The sequence below is a fragment of the Nocardioides sp. genome, from assembly GCF_964229035.1.
Taxonomy (GTDB): Bacteria; Actinomycetota; Actinomycetes; order Propionibacteriales; family Nocardioidaceae; genus Nocardioides.
Map to the genome: position 1 here is coordinate 23,782 of NZ_CAXRAZ010000057.1, position 15,855 is coordinate 39,636.

General features: G+C 74.1%; 13 protein-coding genes. 8 read left to right on the top strand and 5 right to left on the bottom strand.

The window, feature by feature from the left end; genetic code table 11:
• Nucleotides 1-75: 75 nt before the first annotated feature.
• Entirely contained in the window at nucleotides 76-1,143 is a 1,068-nt protein-coding gene (locus tag ACERUN_RS17330) for a hypothetical protein (RefSeq protein ID WP_370291304.1), read from the bottom strand.
• Between the two features lie 132 nt (nucleotides 1,144-1,275).
• Between ACERUN_RS17330 and ACERUN_RS17335 the strand changes: the two genes are divergently transcribed.
• Nucleotides 1,276-1,962, top strand: coding sequence for a response regulator (locus tag ACERUN_RS17335; protein ID WP_370291306.1), 687 nt, complete (start codon nucleotides 1,276-1,278; stop codon nucleotides 1,960-1,962).
• A gap of 59 nt (nucleotides 1,963-2,021) precedes the next feature.
• A complete protein-coding gene (locus tag ACERUN_RS17340; protein ID WP_370291307.1) occupies nucleotides 2,022-3,683 on the top strand; it encodes a GAF domain-containing protein in 1,662 nt (553 codons plus the stop codon).
• Between the two features lie 24 nt (nucleotides 3,684-3,707).
• On the opposite strand, the gene ACERUN_RS17345 is transcribed toward ACERUN_RS17340, so the two are convergent.
• The 3 genes from ACERUN_RS17345 to ACERUN_RS17355 all read right to left on the bottom strand — a co-directional run bounded on the left by ACERUN_RS17345 (nucleotide 3,708) and on the right by ACERUN_RS17355 (nucleotide 7,110).
• Nucleotides 3,708-5,717 carry an FAD-dependent oxidoreductase gene (locus tag ACERUN_RS17345; protein ID WP_370291308.1) on the bottom strand — a complete coding sequence of 670 codons (2,010 nt, stop codon included), beginning with the start codon at nucleotides 5,715-5,717 and terminating at the stop codon, nucleotides 3,708-3,710.
• Nucleotides 5,714-6,322, bottom strand: a complete 609-nt coding sequence (locus ACERUN_RS17350; RefSeq protein ID WP_370291309.1) for a PadR family transcriptional regulator — start codon at nucleotides 6,320-6,322, stop codon at nucleotides 5,714-5,716. The genes ACERUN_RS17345 and ACERUN_RS17350 overlap by 4 nt, the downstream gene beginning before the upstream one ends.
• Nucleotides 6,323-6,492: 170 nt before the next feature.
• On the bottom strand, nucleotides 6,493-7,110 hold the full coding sequence (locus ACERUN_RS17355; protein WP_370291312.1) for a hypothetical protein: 618 nt from the start codon (nucleotides 7,108-7,110) through the stop codon (nucleotides 6,493-6,495).
• A 497-nt stretch (nucleotides 7,111-7,607) separates the two neighbouring features.
• Between ACERUN_RS17355 and ACERUN_RS17360 the strand changes: the two genes are divergently transcribed.
• From ACERUN_RS17360 to ACERUN_RS17370, 3 genes are all read left to right on the top strand, one after another.
• On the top strand, nucleotides 7,608-9,764 hold the full coding sequence (locus tag ACERUN_RS17360) for a DEAD/DEAH box helicase (protein ID WP_370291314.1): 2,157 nt from the start codon (nucleotides 7,608-7,610) through the stop codon (nucleotides 9,762-9,764).
• A 416-nt stretch (nucleotides 9,765-10,180) separates the two neighbouring features.
• Complete coding sequence (locus ACERUN_RS17365) at nucleotides 10,181-11,446, top strand: DUF445 domain-containing protein (RefSeq protein WP_370291315.1); 1,266 nt, start codon at nucleotides 10,181-10,183, stop codon at nucleotides 11,444-11,446.
• Complete coding sequence (locus tag ACERUN_RS17370; protein ID WP_370291316.1) at nucleotides 11,443-11,748, top strand: RNA-binding S4 domain-containing protein; 306 nt, start codon at nucleotides 11,443-11,445, stop codon at nucleotides 11,746-11,748. Before ACERUN_RS17365 ends, ACERUN_RS17370 begins: the two co-directional genes overlap by 4 nt.
• A 27-nt stretch (nucleotides 11,749-11,775) precedes the next feature.
• On the opposite strand, the gene ACERUN_RS17375 is transcribed toward ACERUN_RS17370, so the two are convergent.
• Nucleotides 11,776-12,144, bottom strand: a complete 369-nt coding sequence (locus tag ACERUN_RS17375) for an FKBP-type peptidyl-prolyl cis-trans isomerase (RefSeq protein ID WP_370291317.1) — start codon at nucleotides 12,142-12,144, stop codon at nucleotides 11,776-11,778.
• An 87-nt stretch (nucleotides 12,145-12,231) separates the two neighbouring features.
• Between ACERUN_RS17375 and ACERUN_RS17380 the strand changes: the two genes are divergently transcribed.
• The 3 genes from ACERUN_RS17380 to ACERUN_RS17390 are packed head-to-tail and all read left to right on the top strand — an operon-like array spanning nucleotide 12,232 to nucleotide 15,793.
• Nucleotides 12,232-13,101 (top strand): PP2C family serine/threonine-protein phosphatase, encoded by an 870-nt coding sequence (locus tag ACERUN_RS17380; RefSeq protein WP_370291320.1) that lies wholly within the window; start codon nucleotides 12,232-12,234, stop codon nucleotides 13,099-13,101.
• On the top strand, nucleotides 13,098-14,357 hold the full coding sequence (locus ACERUN_RS17385; protein WP_370291321.1) for an FHA domain-containing protein: 1,260 nt from the start codon (nucleotides 13,098-13,100) through the stop codon (nucleotides 14,355-14,357). The genes ACERUN_RS17380 and ACERUN_RS17385 overlap by 4 nt, the downstream gene beginning before the upstream one ends.
• Nucleotides 14,354-15,793 carry a serine/threonine-protein kinase gene (locus ACERUN_RS17390; protein ID WP_370291322.1) on the top strand — a complete coding sequence of 480 codons (1,440 nt, stop codon included), beginning with the start codon at nucleotides 14,354-14,356 and terminating at the stop codon, nucleotides 15,791-15,793. Before ACERUN_RS17385 ends, ACERUN_RS17390 begins: the two co-directional genes overlap by 4 nt.
• The last annotated feature ends 62 nt before the right edge of the window (nucleotides 15,794-15,855 follow it).

Genomic DNA, 15,855 nt, shown 5'->3' on the forward strand with positions numbered 1-15,855 from the left:
CCCCGGGCCTCCCGCCGCCGAGGGGGCGCGGTTGGTGCGCCGAGGGGGCGCAGATGGTGCGCCGAGGGGGCGCGATCAGCGCACGAGGACGTCGGCCAGCGGGCGCCGCGGGGTGCGCGGCAGGTCGCTGCGCCCGATCGACTGCCAGCCCACCCGCAGCAGCAGGTGCGGACGGAAGGCACCGCCCGCCAGCCGCTGCTCGATCTCCTCGCGAACGGCGGCCACCTCGATCACCTGGCTCACCGGGACGACCGACAGCCCTGCGCGGGTGGCCTCCAGCCAGAGCGCGCCGAGGGCCTGGCCCGTGCGCAGCCAGCCGGCGGGTGCGTCGTCCTCGGTGCCGAGGAGGAGCAGACCCTCCCCGGAGCCGAGCGCCGACGACCGGTCGTCGAGAGTGCCCGGGCCGAACCGGTCGGCCAGGGCGGTGCGGGCGGGCAGCACGCCGAGCGGCACGCCGTCCACCTCGCTGCGATCGACCCACGCGCGCTGCTCGGCCAGGCGCGCGGCGTCCAGCGAGAGGACGTCGTCCACGCGGTGCAAGAGGGCCTCGAGCCGGAAGCGGTCGGAGGTGCCGACGATGCTGGCCACCGCCACGCCGCGCGAGCGTGCCGCAGCGGCGACCGGGGCCAGACGCTCGGTCGGCACCGGCCAGCCGGTGAAGCGACGGCGGTCGGTGCAGCGGTGGAGGAGGAGCGCGAGGTCGTCGGCGCGCTCGGCGCTCTCGAGCGGGCCGAGCGGCCACGGTCCGTCGAGCTCGATGCGGGCGACCTCGTGCAGGCCTTCGCTCGCGCCCGCCGGGAGCATGGCGAAGGACGCCGGGCCCGGCGCCGGTCGCACATGGGTGAGCCAGCCGCGGCAGCGCGCCGCCCACGTGAGGTGCTGGAGCGCCGCCCCGCAGCTAATGAGCAGGCCGCGTCCGTCCGGGTCCTCCGCGGGGAGACCGCGCGAGGTGTCGGCGAACAGCGTGACGGAGGTGGAGGACACCTGCCACGCCCACGGCTGGGTGTTGTGGATGCTCGGCGCGCGGCAGGCCAGCAGCACCAGATCCTCCAGCGCGGCGCGGCGCCGATCCGGCGACAGGTCGACAGGCGCGGCGGAGGGCGTCTCGCCCCGCGCCACGTCGCGCGCACTGCTCGTCGTCATCGCCTGCTCCACTCTGCTCACCCTCGTTCTCCAGCGTGCGGTGCGACGACAGGCGGCTGCAGGGTCGAAGGTCCCGCGGCGATGGGCCGATGAACCTCCCCCCGCACCGGCCCCACGTACTACGTTGGTCGCGTGAGCGAGACACGGGCCGCTGCCGGCACCAACGAGGCGCAGGGAGTCATCCGGGTCTTCCTGCTCGACGACCACGAGATGATCCGTCGCGGCATCCGGGGCCTGCTCGAGGCCGAGTCCGACATCGAGGTCGTCGGCGAGTCCGACTCCGCCGCCGAGGCCACCCGCCGGATCCCGGCGCTGCGCCCCGACGTCGCCATCCTCGACGGTCGCCTGCCCGACGGCTCCGGCATCGACGTGTGCCGCGACATCCGCTCGCAGGACCCCTCGATCCGGGCGCTCATCCTCACCTCCTACGACGACGACGACGCGCTGTTCTCCGCGATCATGGCCGGCGCCGCGGGCTACGTGCTCAAGCAGGTGCGCGGCAACGACCTCGTCGACATGGTCCGCCGGGTGGCGGCCGGGCAGTCGATGCTCGACCCGTCGGTGACCGCCCAGGTGCTCGAGCGCATCCGCTCCGGGCCCAAGGTGGACGCCGGCCTGGCCTCGCTCACCGACCAGGAGCACCGGATCCTGGACCACATCGGCGCCGGCCTCACCAACCGCCAGATCGCCCGCGAGATGCACCTGGCCGAGAAGACGGTGAAGAACTACGTGTCGTCGCTGCTGGCCAAGCTCAACCTCACCAGTCGCACCCAGGCTGCGATCTACGCGGTCAAGCACGGCGACGGCGGCGCCGTCTGAGGCACACCGGGCACGCCCAGTCCGCACCGCAGCGGCCCTCCGCACGGTAGCGTCGGACCGTGTCCTACCGCTCGCAGCGCATCGAGGAGGCGGGATTCGAGGACCTCGTGCGTGCCGTGCAGGACCGCATGAACGACGCGGTCGACCAGCAGGCGCGTCTGCGCCTGCTCCTCGACGCGGTCGTGGCGATCTCCGCCGACCTCAGCCTCGACGGCGTGCTGGCTCGCATCGTGGCGATCGCGAGCCGGCTCGCGGGCGCCCGCTACGCGGCGCTCGGTGTGCTCGCTCCGAGCGGTGGCCAGCGCCTGCGGACCTTCGTGCACCACGGCATCACGGACGCCGACGCGGCGGTCATCGGCGACCTGCCCACCGGCCACGGCATCCTCGGCCTCATCATCGACCGCCCCGAGCCGCTGCGCCTGCACGACATCGCGCAGCATCCGGCGTCCTACGGGTTCCCCCCGAACCACCCGCCGATGACGTCCTTCCTCGGCGTGCCGGTGCGCATCCGCGACCGGGTCTTCGGCAACCTCTACCTCACCGAGAAGGTCGGTGGCGGCGACTTCTCCGCCGACGACCAGGAGATCGTGGTCGCCCTCGCCTCCGCGGCCGGCGTCGCGATCGAGAACGCCCGGCTGTACGAGGACCTCCGCTCGCGCGAGGCCTGGCTGGTGGCCACCGCGGAGGTCGTCGCGGCCCTGTCCGACCCCGGCTCGGGTGCCGGCGTGACCACCATCGCCGCCCGTGCGCGCGAGGTCGCGGGCGCGGACGCCGCCTGGGTCTGTGCCCAGGCAGAGGCGCCGATGGTGCTCGCCGCCGTCGGCGACCTCCCCACCGTGCCCGAGGACGACGCCCTGGCGGCCGTGCTGGACATCGCGCACCGGGTCGCCGTCGACGCCGAGCCCTCCGAGCCCGCGGTGCGCGACGACGCGGTGGCGCCCCTCGTGGCCGTGCGGCTCGACCCGACCGCCAGCGGCCGTGGCGCCCTGGTGCTCGGATGGGCGCCGCACCACGACGCGGCGGACGCCGCGGGCTTCGTCGACGGCACGGACCGCCCGCTGGCCAACTTCGCCGAGCAGACCGCCCTGGCCCTGCAGCTCGCCGAGACGCGGGAGGACCGCCAGCGCCTCGCTCTGCTCGAGGACCGTGACCGCATCGGTCGCGACCTGCACGACCTGGTGATCCAGCGCCTCTTCGCCGTCGGGCTGGGGCTGCAGGGCGTCTCGCGGCGCGTGGGTCCGCCCGAGGTGGTGGCGCGTATCGAGCAGGCCGTCGACGACCTCGACGCCACCATCAAGGACATCCGGCGCGCGATCTTCGGCCTCGGGGTGCTCGACACCGACGGCGACGTGCAGGCCGAGGTGACCCGCCTGGTCGACCGCGCCGCCGCCACGCTGAAGTTCCGCCCGTCGCTGCGCTTCGAGGGTCCGGTGCGCACGCTCGTCGACCCGGACGTCGTCCCGGACCTGCTGGCGGTGCTAGCCGAGGGCCTCTCGAACGCGAGTCGGCACTCGGGTGCGCGCACGGTGGAGGTGATCGTGGCCGCCGGGGACGACGTCGTGCTCACCGTGGGCGACGACGGCCGCGGCATCGACCCGGAGGCCGTGGAGTCGGGGCTTGCGAACATCCGCCGCCGCGCCGAGCAGCGCGGCGGCACGCTCGAGATCACCTCCGCGCCCGAGCGCGGCACCCGCCTGGTGTGGCGGGTGCCGCGTCGCTGAGGGCTCGTCCGGCTGGTCGGCGGCTCAGAGGGCGGCGGCGAGCTCCGTGCCCTGCTTGATCGCGCGCTTCGCGTCGACCTCAGCGGCCACGTCGGCGCCGCCGATGAGGTGAACCCCGCCGTCGAAGCCCACCGCGAGGAGCTCGTCGTACAGCCCCCGCACGGACTCCTGGCCGGCGCAGACGACGACGTGGTCGACGTCCAGCACCGTCGGGGTGCCGTCGACGGTGATGTGCAGGCCCTCGTCGTCCACGCGCTCGTAGGTGACGCCGGTGAGCTGGTGGACGCCGTTGTCCTTGACCACGGCGCGGTGCACCCAGCCGCTGGTCTTGCCGAGGCCCTTGCCCTGCGCCGACTCCTTGCGCTGCAGCAGCCAGACCTCGCGGGCAGGGGTGCGCGGCGTCTTCTCGCCGACGCCGCCCGGCACGTCGTCGGGGTCGACGACGCCCCAGTGCGCCTTCCACTGCTCGAGGCTCTCGCCCTCGGCCGGGTGGGTGAGCAGCTCGGTGACGTCGAAGCCGATGCCGCCGGCGCCCATCACGGCCACGCGGCGTCCGACCTCGACGGCGCCGGTGATGGCGTCGGCGTAGGAGACGACCTTGGGGTGCTCGATACCGGGGATGCGCGGCACGCGGGGCTCCACGCCAGTGGCCACGACCACGTGGTCGAAGCCGGTGAGGACGTCGGGGGTGGCCCGGGTGGCGAGCTTGACGTTGACGCCGAGCACCTCCATGCGGCGCCGGTAGTAGCGCAGCGTCTCGGCGAACTCCTCCTTGCCGGGGATGGCCATGGCGAGGCGGAACTGTCCGCCCAGCGAGTCGGAGGCCTCGAACAGGGTCACGTCGTGACCGCGCTCGGCGGCGGTGACGGCCGTGGCGAGACCGGCGGGGCCGCCGCCGACCACCGCGACGCGGGCAGCGCGTCGGGTGGGGCCGATCACCAGCTCGGTCTCGTGGCAGGCGCGCGGGTTGACCAGGCACGAGGCGCGCTTGGCCTGGAAGGTGTGGTCCAGGCAGGCCTGGTTGCACCCGATGCAGGTGTTGATCTCGTCGGCGCGGCCTTCGCGCGCCTTGGCGACGAGGTCGGGGTCGGCGAGGAACGGGCGCGCCATCGAGACGAGGTCGACTCCCTGCTCGAGCACCTGCTCGGCGAGCTCGGGGGTGTTGATCCGGTTGCTGGCGCACACCGCGATGCCGACCTCGGCCTTGAGGCGCAGCGTGGAGTCGACCCAGGCGCCGCGCGGCACGCTCGTGACGATGGTGGGCACCCGCGCCTCGTGCCAGCCGATGCCGGTGTTGATGACGCTCGCGCCGGCGTTCTCGATGCGGTGCGCGAGCTCAGCGATCTCGCCCCAGGTCTGGCCGCCAGGGACGAGGTCGAGCAGCGACATGCGATACATGACGAAGAAGTCGGGCAGCTCGTCGCGGATGCGGCGCACGATCTCGACGGGGAAGCGCATGCGCTTCTCGGCCGTGCCGCCCCAGGCGTCGGTGCGCTTGTTGGTGCGCGCGGCGAGGAACTGGTTGATGAGGTAGCCCTCGGAGCCCATGATCTCGACGCCGTCGTAGCCGGCCTTGCGCGCGAGCTTGGCGCTGGCGACGAAGTCGTCGATCGTGCGCTCGACCATGCGCGCGCTCATCGCCGAGGCCTTGAACGGCGTGATCGGCGACTTCGTAGCGCTGGCCGACACGCTGAAGGGGGTGTAGCCGTAGCGGCCGGCGTGCAGCAGCTGCAGCGCGATCCGGCCGCCGTGCTCGTGGACGGCGTCGGTGACCCGCTGGTGGCGGATCGCGTTGAGCCGGGTGGTCATCTGCGAGCCGAACGGCAGCAGCCAGCCGCGGACGTTCGGGGCGTAGCCGCCGGTGACGATGAGGCCCACCCCGCCCTTGGCGCGCTCGGCGAAGTAGGCGGCGAGCTCGTCCACGTGCCAGGGGCGGTCCTCGAGACCGGTGTGCATCGAGCCCATGACGGCGCGCGACTGCAGTTGCAGGCCGCCCACGACGGCGGGGCTGGTGAGGAGCGGGTGGTCGGTCATCGGTTCTCCTGGTCGTCCGGGCTGGAGGGCAACGGGGCAGCGGGTGGGGCAGCGGGTGGGGCAGCGGGTGGCTGCGGGGAGTGGGCCTCGAGGTACTCGGTCAGCCACGCCACCCAGAACTGCTCGAGGAGCAGGCCGCCGCGCAGCACGAGGTAGACGTCGAGCGCGCGCCCGTGCAGGGCACTCGGGTCGGGGAAGTCGCGCGCTGCCATGAACTCGAAGAGGGAGAGTCGCTTGGTGTGGTCGTCGAGTTGGCGGCGCAGGTCGTCGAGCAGCGCGGCGCGATCGCCGTAGGAGGCCGCGCGCATCTTCACGCCGAGGCTGCTGCGCATCGCCTCCGTCGGCGTCGGCTCACCGATCCAGCGGTGCAGCTCGGCGCGCCCGGCGTCGGTGACGGCGTACACCTTCTTCGTCGGTCGGTCCGGCTGGGGCACCGCCTCGGAGGTGATCCAGCCGTCGGCCTCCATCCGCCCCAGCACGCGATAGATCTGCTGGTGGGTGGCGGTCCAGAAGTAGCCGATGGAGGCGTCGAACCGGCGGGTCAGGTCGGAGCCCGATGCAGAGCGCTCGCTGAGCGAGACGAGGATCGCGTGCTCCAGTGCCACCCCCTCAGGGTGCCCGAGCGCCGAGCAGTATGCAACGAGTTGCAGAGCGGTGTGACGCACGCCATGCGTCCCGCTTCGAGCCGGTGGACGACGAACGGCCGGGACCCCGATCGGGGTCCCGGCCGTCGTGGTGCGGTGCCGGAGTGGTGGTGCCGCAGTGGTGAGCCGGGTCAGCGGGGCCCGAGCACGCCGGCGTAGAAGGCCTTGAGCACCGAGGCCTTGTCGGCGGCGGTGAGCTTGTCGGCGCTCACCGCGGCGTCGAGGCGCTTCTCGAGCTCGGTGCGGTGCTCGGCCTGGTGGGCCGCGCGCACCGAGGCGAGGGCGTCGGTCACCTTCGCGACGTCGATCTTCAGCTCGGCGGCGAGAGCCTTGGCGAAGGCGGCCTCGCGCTGCGCCCGCTCGGCGTCGGTGGGCGGGGTCGGCTTCGTGCCGTTCGTCGGCGGCGTCGGCGGCTTGAGCTGGTCGCGCACGGCGTCCAGCGCCGCGGTCAGCTTGGCCTCGGTCACGCCGAGCGCCTTGGCCAGCGCTGCGGTGTCCTCGGCCCCGGGCGCTCCACGGCCCGGGCCGCCGGGGCCGCCGTGACGGCCGGGCCCGCCGTCCGCGGGGGCCTTGGGCGGGGTCGGCGTGCTCGAGCTGCTGCTCGTCGGCTTCGCCGAGCCGCTGCCGGCCGCGTCGGCGGTGAGGCTGGCGGCCGTCACGCCGCCGGCGACGGCGCCGGCAGCCAGCAGCGCCGCGGCGCGCAGGCGCAGCGTCGTCCGCGGGGAGCGGGTGGTCGGTGCGGGTGCCATGGTGGTGTCCTCTCTCGTCGTCCCCTCCGATGGGGACGACTCATCTGGTCGGTGCCATGACTCTCGCCGCCGCGTCTGGGCGTCGGCTTCGTCGCGCCTGTCAGCAGCCTGTGGATCTGTGGCGCGGATCTGTGGGGCCGGGCGCGACAGCCGGGACTGACCGACCAAAACTCGTGCTTCTCGTATGAAGTTTCAGCCGAGAAGGTGGGGATTCGCCGGGTCACCGGCGAATCCCCACCGCCGCGCCCCACCGCTGCGCCCCACCGCCGCGCCCCACCGCCGCGCCACGCCGCCGGGGTGGGTGGCGGGGAGGGGTGCGCTAGGGTGTCGGCACTGCCCGCGCCGCGTCGTCCCCACGCTGAGCTCGGGCTCGGGTGGGTGGCTTCCGCAGCAGCGCAGGTCGCCTGCCGCACCACTGCGATTCGACTCCGTGCGGCGACGCGCCGTGCGAATGAACCCCGTGCCGCCTCGTCGAGGCGCACGTCGGAAGGACACCTGTGGCTCGAGGAGGCCAGCGGGGTGCGACGCAGCAGCGCCGCAACCCCCAGTCGGCGCGGACGCGTCGCAACGAGGAGGGCATCATCCCGCAGCTCGCCCGCGCGGTGCGCGAGGTCGAGGCGGCGGTGGCCCGGCGCTCGGCGATGCCGGAGGTCCGGGCCAAGTTCCAGGTCGTCGCCCTGCTGGCGCGCGAGGAGCGCACCCGGGTCAAGACCGATCCCGCGCTCTCGGAGGGGCGGCGCGGGGAGGAGCTCAAGCGTCTCGACGGGATCGCGACGATCCTGGCGCAGACCGCCGCCCGCGACAGCACCCTGTTCACCCTCCTCGACGAGAACGCCGAGATCTCCGAGGCCGCCCGCGAGGTGCGCCGCGACCTGCTGCGTCGTGCCGGGGTCGACGAGCCCGAGGCCGAGCCCACTGTGGCGGAGCCGGACCCCGAGGCGCTGGCCGCCGCGGAGCGGCGCGTCGTCCCCCTGTCGGTTCAGGCGCGCCAGCTGGCCAACCCGTTCCTGGTGCCCGACTTCACCCACGCCCGGGCGCACGTGCGCCCTCGCCGACTGGCCGGCTGGGAGCTGCTCGACCCCCTGTTCCGCTCCTTCGAGCGGGCCGCTCCCGACGCGCCCGCCTGCATGGCGCTGCCGGAGGCCGAGCAGCTGCAGGCGCTCACCGGACTGCGCGGGCCCGCCGCGCGCGAGCTGATGCCGCACCAGGCGCAGCTGATCGCCTCGGCCGCGGCCGGTCACCGCACCTACCTGCTGGCCGACGAGCCCGGCCTCGGCAAGACCGCCCAGGCGCTCCTGGCGGCTGAGGCCGCCGACGCCTTCCCCCTGCTCGCGGTGGTGCCCAACGTCGTCAAGACCAACTGGGCCCGCGAGGTGCAGCTGTGGACGCCGAACCGCCGCGCCACGGTGCTGCACGGTGACGGCGAGGACGTCGACGGTTTCGCCGACGTGTTCGTCGTCAACTACGAGATCCTCGACCGCCACGTCGGTTGGCTCGGCACCCACGGCTTCCGCGGGATGATCGTCGACGAGGCCCACTACATCAAGAACAAGACCTCGCAGCGCTCGCAGAACGTGCTCGAGGTGGCCGACCGCATCCGCGCCCGCATCGCGCGTCCGCTGATGATGGCGCTCACCGGCACCCCTCTCATCAACGACATCGAGGACTTCCGCGCGATCTGGCAGTTCCTCGGCTGGATCGACGAGGTGCTGCCGCAGGGCGGGCTGATGGAGGCGCTGGAGGAGTCCGGCTTCACCCCCGCGGACGCCGGCTTCTACCCGGCCGCGCGTCGCGCGGTCGTCGACCAGGGCATCGTGCGCCGGCGCAAGATCGACGTCGCTGCCGACATCCCGGCCCGTCGCGTCGCCGACATCCCGGTCGAGCTCGAGGGGGAGGCCGGCCGCTCGATCCGCAAGGCCGAGCAGGAGCTCGCGCGGCGCATGGTCGAGCGCTACGACAAGGCCATCGCCACGCGCCGCACCGGTGCCGTGGTGGAGGGCATCGACCACCGCCTCGTGCGCCAGGTCGCCGGCTGGGAGCGCGAGGACACGGTCGCGAAGACGGGCGAGAACGTCTTCACGATGATGCGCCGCATCGGCCAGGCCAAGGCGGGCCTGGCGGCCGACTACACGGCCCAGCTGGCCCGCAACGTCGGCAAGGTCGTCTTCTTCGCCAAGCACATCGACGTCATGGACGCTGCCGAGGAGGTCTTCGCCGACCGGGGACTGCGCTACACCTCGATCCGAGGCGACCAGACGTCGTCCGCGCGCCAGAAGGCGATCGACGACTTCGTCAACGACCCGGACGTGCAGGTGGCGGTGTGCTCGCTCACCGCGGCGGGCGTGGGCCTCAACCTCCAGGTCGCCTCGAACCTGGTGCTGGCCGAGTTGTCGTGGACCGACGCGGAGCAGACCCAGGCCATCGACCGGGTGCACCGCATCGGTCAGGCCGAGCCGGTCACCGCGTGGCGCGTCATCGCCACCCAGACCCTCGACACCCGCATCGCCGAGCTGATCGACAAGAAGGCGGGGCTCGCCGCCCGCGCCCTCGACGGTGCCGGCGAGGACGTCGACGGCGGTTCGATCGACCTGCAGACCGAAGCCCTGGTGGCGCTGCTCACCGCGGCGCTCGTGGAGCGCGGCGACCGGGCCTGACCCGCTCCACGCCGGGCGCTGCGCTCACGGTCGGCCCGGGACCGTCCCGGGACCCCCGGGCGCCCCAGAACGTGACTCACGCCACTCCCGATCACTGTTTTCTTGGCAAAACGGGACCAAAGCCCCATCGGATCCGATGGTTTTGCCTCTGTGAGCGTCACCACCCGTGACCTTCCGGGACCAGGTGCGTTGAGACGGGTGAAGGTCGCAGCGCTTCGGCGTGAGCGACCCGCGTGTTGCGGTGACTGGGGGGTTCCACGACACGGGGGTGGTCCCGGATTCGTCCGGGGCCACCCCGCTCTCGGTTTTCGGCCCGGATCGATCAGCGTCGGGCGGGTCCGTCGCCTATGTCCGTCCCGATGTCCGTCCCGAGGTCGGACGCCGGGGCGCCGGGCTTGGTGGGGGTCGGCAAGGATATGGCCGTGGCCGCTCCCTTCGTCTCCGCTGATCCGTCCGCCGACGCCGTGCGGCGCAGTGCGCTGCGCCGGATGCGCACGGTCGCCGTCTCGCTGCTGCTGTTCGCCGCGGCCGTCTACGTGGCGACCCTGGGGCAGGACGGCTTCCTCGGCTTCGTCAACGCTGGTGCGGAGGCCTCGATGGTGGGCGCGATCGCCGACTGGTTCGCCGTGACGGCGCTCTTCCGCCACCCGCTCGGGCTGCCCATCCCGCACACCGCGCTCGTGCCGCGCCGCAAGGACGAGCTGGGCCGCGGACTGGAGGAGTTCGTGGGCGAGAACTTCCTCCAGGAGGCGATCATCCGCGAGCGCGTCGACGCCGTGGGCGTCTCGCAGCGCGTGGGCGACTGGCTGGGCAAGCCCGCCAATGCCGAGCGCGTCGTCCGCGAGGGCACCGAGCTCGCCGCCCTCGCCCTCGGCAAGGTCCGCGACGAGCACATCGAGGCGCTCGTCAACGAGGCGCTGCGTCCGCGCTTCCACGAGGAACCCATCGCGCCCCTGCTCGGCGGTCTGCTCGGCGAGGCGCTCGAGGACGACCTGCACCACGGGCTCGTCGACCTCGCGCTCGAGGAGCTGCACAGCTGGCTCGTCGCCAACCCCGACACCGTGCAGGAGGTCATCGGCGAGCGCGCCCCGTGGTGGGCGCCGGAGCGGCTCAACGAGATGGTGATCGACCGCCTCCATGTCGAGATGGTGCGCTGGGTCGGCGAGATCCGCCGCGAGCCGACGCACCGCGCGCGCCTTGCGCTCGACTCGCTGCTGAAGCGCCTGGCCGACGACCTGCTCACCGACCCCGACACCCAGGCCCGGGCCGAGCGCCTCAAGGACCGGCTGCTCGACCACCCCGCGGTCATCAACACCGCCATCTCGCTGTGGAAGGCGCTGCGACGGGCGCTCCTCACCTCCCTGGAGGATCCGCAGGGGGCGGTGCGCCACCGGTTGCTGAGCGAGATCGAGCGCGGCTCGCAGCGCCTGCGTGAGGACGCCGCGCTCCGCGAGCGTCTCGACCGCCGCGCCGCTGACGCGGTGGTGTTCGCCGTCGACCGCTACGGCGCCGAGCTCACCTCGGTGATCACCCAGACCATCGCGCGCTGGGACGGCAAGGAGGCGGCCGAGCGCATCGAGCTCCACGTCGGTCGCGACCTGCAGTTCATCCGCATCAATGGAACGATCGTCGGCGGCCTGGTGGGCGTCGTGATCCACGCGATCAGCGTGGCGCTCCCGTGAGCCCGCGGCTCCCGCGCTTCGGGCGCAGCCGACGTGACGACGCCGACGGACCGGCCGCGCCGGTGCCGGTCGACGTCCCCATCCGCGACGAGGTGATCCGGCTCGGACAGTTCCTCAAGCTCGCCAACCTCATCGACACCGGCGCCGAGGCGAAGGTGGTGCTGGCCGAGGGGCTCGTGCAGGTCAACGGCGAGCCCGAGGCCCGCCGCGGTCGCCAGCTGCGGCGCGGCGACGTGGTGGAGCTGAACGGGCAGGCCGCCCGCGTGGCCGACGAGGCCAGTGCGGACGACCTGCCCTGGTGAAGCAGTCGTGCGAGGTGGGCTCGCGCCTCAGCTGACCGCGAGCAGGTCCACCACGAAGATGAGGGTCTCGCCGGGCTTGATCACGCCGCCCGCGCCGCGGTCGCCGTAGCCCAGGTGGGGCGGGATGACGAGCTGGCGACGGCCGCCCACCTTCATGCCCTGCACGCCGGTGTCCCAGCCGGAGATGACCTGGCCGATGCCGAGGCGGAACTGCAGGGGGGTGCCCCGGTTGTAGGAGGCGTCGAACTCCTCACCGCTCGACAGCGCGACGCCGACGTAGTGCACCGACACGGTGCTGCCGGCGGTGGCCTCCGCGCCGTCGCCGACGGTGATGTCGGTGATGACGAGGTCGGTGGGGGGAGTGGGGTCGACGAACTCGATCTCGGGCTTCTCCATGACTCCACCCTAGGCCCCGCCCGGCGTTAGGCTCCCCCCAGCGTCATCGCGGTCGGGTGCGGTGGCACGAGTGCTCGGGGGTCCACGGTGCAGGTCGCGGTCGACGACGCCGGTGCGTGGACGACGCCCGACGGCCGCGCCCGGCTGGCCCACGCCAGCGCCACCCACCCCGGCGCCGTGCGCTCGGTCAACGAGGACGCCGTCCTGGCCGCGCCGCCGATCTTCGCCGTCGCCGACGGCATGGGGGGCCACGCCCGGGGTGATCGGGCGAGCCGTCTCGTCGTCCAGGCGCTCGCACCCCTCGCGGCGCAGGCGGTCACCGCCGACGACATCGAGCGGGCGATCCGATCCGCCCAGGCGGGGGTCGAGCAACTGGCGGCCGAGTTCACCTCGGCGCCCGGGTCGACCCTCGTGGCGGCCGCCCACGTGCTGGAGGACGGTCGCGGCTACTGGCTGCTGGCCAACCTCGGCGACTCGCGGGCCTACGTGTTCGCCGAGGGCGCGCTGAACCAGGTCTCCACCGACCACTCGGTCATCCAGGAGCTCATCGATGCCGGCCGGCTCACCCCCGACGAGGCGCTGGTTCATCCCGAGCGCCACGTCATCACCCGCGCCATCACGGGCCTCGCGCGTTACCAGGCCGACTTCGCGCTGGTGCCCGCGGCGCCGGGCTCGCGGCTGCTGCTGTGCTCCGACGGGCTCACCACCGAGCTCTCCGACGTCGCGATCTCGCACATCCTGGGCGACCCGGCACCGCCCGAGGTCGCCGTGCTGCGCCTGGTCGACGCCGCGGTGGCCGCCGGCGGACACGACAACGTGAGCGTGGTGGTCGTCGACGTCCTCGAGGCCGGCGCCGACGGCACCGCGGTCGCCGGCCCGGAAGCGGAGCTGATCGGGTTCCTGCACCGGCTCGACCCCGACATCGAGGACACCCGCCCCAACGGCGGTCCGCGGTGAACGCCCGCTACCTCCCGGGCGCCTGCCCCACGCTCGTCGCGGACGACGCCGTGGTGCTCCTCGCGCCCGGCCCGGCCGCGCCGCTCGGTGCCGAGGTGCTCACCGCCCTCGCGGCGATGCTCGCCGTGGACGACGAGGGCCGCGCCCGCCTCCGGATGCCGGGCCGCGAAGCCGTCACGCCCTCCCCGCGGGAGATCGCGGACGCCCTGACGGCCGGCCGGCTGGGCCAGGTGCCCCTCGCGATCGCGACGCCGTCGGGCGCTGGCGTCGATCTCCTGGTGCGCGGTGCCGTCGAGGTGCGCGTGGACGGCGTGCTCGCGGCGAGCGGCCTCGGCGCCGGCGGCGCCTCCGAGGTGAGCCTCCCGCGCGCCGCTGCGGTGGAGCTCGTGCCGGCCGGCGTCGTCCCGCGGCCCGACGCCCTGCTGCCCCTCCTCGGCGGCGTGGTGGCCTCCGGGGGAGTCCGGTGGGCGCTCGTCGCCACCGATGAGGGCGCCGTCACCGCGGCGAACCTGCCGCCCCCGCCCGCCGCGCCCCCCGTGCCCGAGCACACGGTGCTGCGCGGCGGTCCGCGCACCAGCCCGCTGCCGTCCGCCCCGCCGCCGTCCGCTCCACCCCCGCCGGGGCCGCCGCCGTCCGCCCCACCCCCGCCGGGGCCGCCGCCGTCCGCCCCGCCCCCGCCGGGGCCGCCGCCGTCCACTCCACCGCCCCTGGGCCCGCCGCCGTCCACTCCACCGCCGCCGGGTCCGCCGCCGTCCACGCCACCGCCGCCGGGCCCGCCGCCGTCCACTCCACCGCCGGGCCCGCCGCCGGTCGACCCCGACCACGACGGCCGCACGATCACGCCCGCACAGCTGGCCTCGCTCCAGCGGGAGCGATCGGCGATGGCCGGCGTCACGACGCCACCTCCTGCCCCTCCGTACGCGCTGCGCTTCTCCAGCGGACGCGTGGTGCGCGTGCGCCGCCGGGTGCTGGTGGGTCGCAGCCCCCGGGTCCAGCAGGTCGGCGGCAGCATCAACCTGCCCGCCCTCGTCACGGTCGACGACCCCTACGTGTCGAGCACCCACCTCGAGCTGCGCGTGCAGGGCGACCACCTGGTGGTCACCGACACCTCCACCAACGGCACGCTCCACGCGCGCGGCGGCGAGCGGCCGCTGCCGCTGGAGCCGGGGGTGCCCACCGAGATCGCCGTGGGCGACCTGCTCGTGCTCTCCCAGGGGCTCAGCGCCACCGTCGTCCTCGCGGAGGAGGGGTCATGAGCCGGGCGCCCGACATCGCCGGCTTCGCCTTCGTCGACCGGATCGGGGAGGGCGGCTTCGCCGACGTCTTCCGCTACACCCAGGACCTCCCGAGCCGCCAGGTCGCCATCAAGGTGCTGCGCAGCGGCACCGACGCCGCCGCGCTCGAGCAGTTCCGTGCCGAGGCCAACGTGATGGCCCAGCTCTCGAGCCACCCCTCGATCGTGCCGATCTACCAGGCCGGGGTGAGCTCCGACGGGCGGGCCTACCTGGTCATGGAGTACTGCCCTCCGCCCCACGTCGCCCAGCGCTACCGCACGAGCCCGCTGCCCGTCGAGGAGGTGCTCGACATCGGCGTGCGTATCGCCAGCGCGGTCGAGACCGCCCACCGCGCGGGCATCCTGCACCGCGACATCAAGCCCCACAACATCCTCACCAGCACCTTCGGCATGCCGCTGCTCACCGACTTCGGCATCGCCTCGGTCGTCGGCGAGACGGCGGCGAGCGGGCAGGGCTTCTCCGTGCCCTGGTCGCCGCCGGAGGCGTTGAACGCCGAGAGCCACGACGTCCGCGCCGACGTCTACGGTCTCGCCGCCACGCTCTGGTCGCTGCTGCAGGGTCACTCGCCCTTCGAGCGACGCGAGGGCCCCAACGACACCCCCGCGCTGATCGCGCGCATCGAGCGCGGGCAGCTGACCCCGCTGCGCCGCCCCGACGTGCCGGCCTCCCTCGTCACCGTGCTCCAGCGCGCCCTCGACCGCGACGTCAACAGCCGCCCGGCCTCGGCGCTGCAGCTCGGTCGCCAGCTGCAGGACGTCCAGATCGAGCTGCGCCGCTCACCGACGCGGCTCGAGGTCATGGACGCCTCGCCGGCCGCCGAGCGCACCGCCTCCGCGGACGACGACCGCACCCTCATCCGGCCGGTCTCGGTGATCGTGCCGGCGGCCGCCGCCCCCGTGCCGTCCGCCGGTGCGACCCCCGCATCGGCGACGACCGATGGCGCGCCGTCCGATGCCCCCCGACGCGAACCCACCGGCAGCGGACGACGCGGACGCCTGGTGGCGGCCGCCCTCGGTGTCGTCGTCGCGGGCGCGCTCGGCATCGCGCTGCTCGGCGGCGGCGACGACGACCCGAGCGGCGACGGACCGCTGCGCGGGGAGGCGCCGCCCGACCCGGTCGCCCTCGCCGACGTGCCGCCGGCGCCCTCGGTCACCCGCACGGGATCGGGGAGCGAGTGGACCTTCCGGTGGCGGGCCGAGGCCCCGGCCGAGGGCGACGAGTTCAAGGTCGTCTTCAGCGGCGACGGCGCTCCGACGACGGAGCCCGAGTACACCGAGGACACCGCGCGATCGGTGACGCTCCCGCCCGGTCGCACCGTGTGCGTGCGGGTGTCGCTCTCGCGGGTCGGCTCCTCGCCGTCCCCGCCGTCGGAACAGGTGTGCGCGGTCGGGCAGTGACGCCGCCGGCGGCGGGTACGACGTGCGGCTGGGAGGCCGGAGGAATCACTCGGGGATGAACT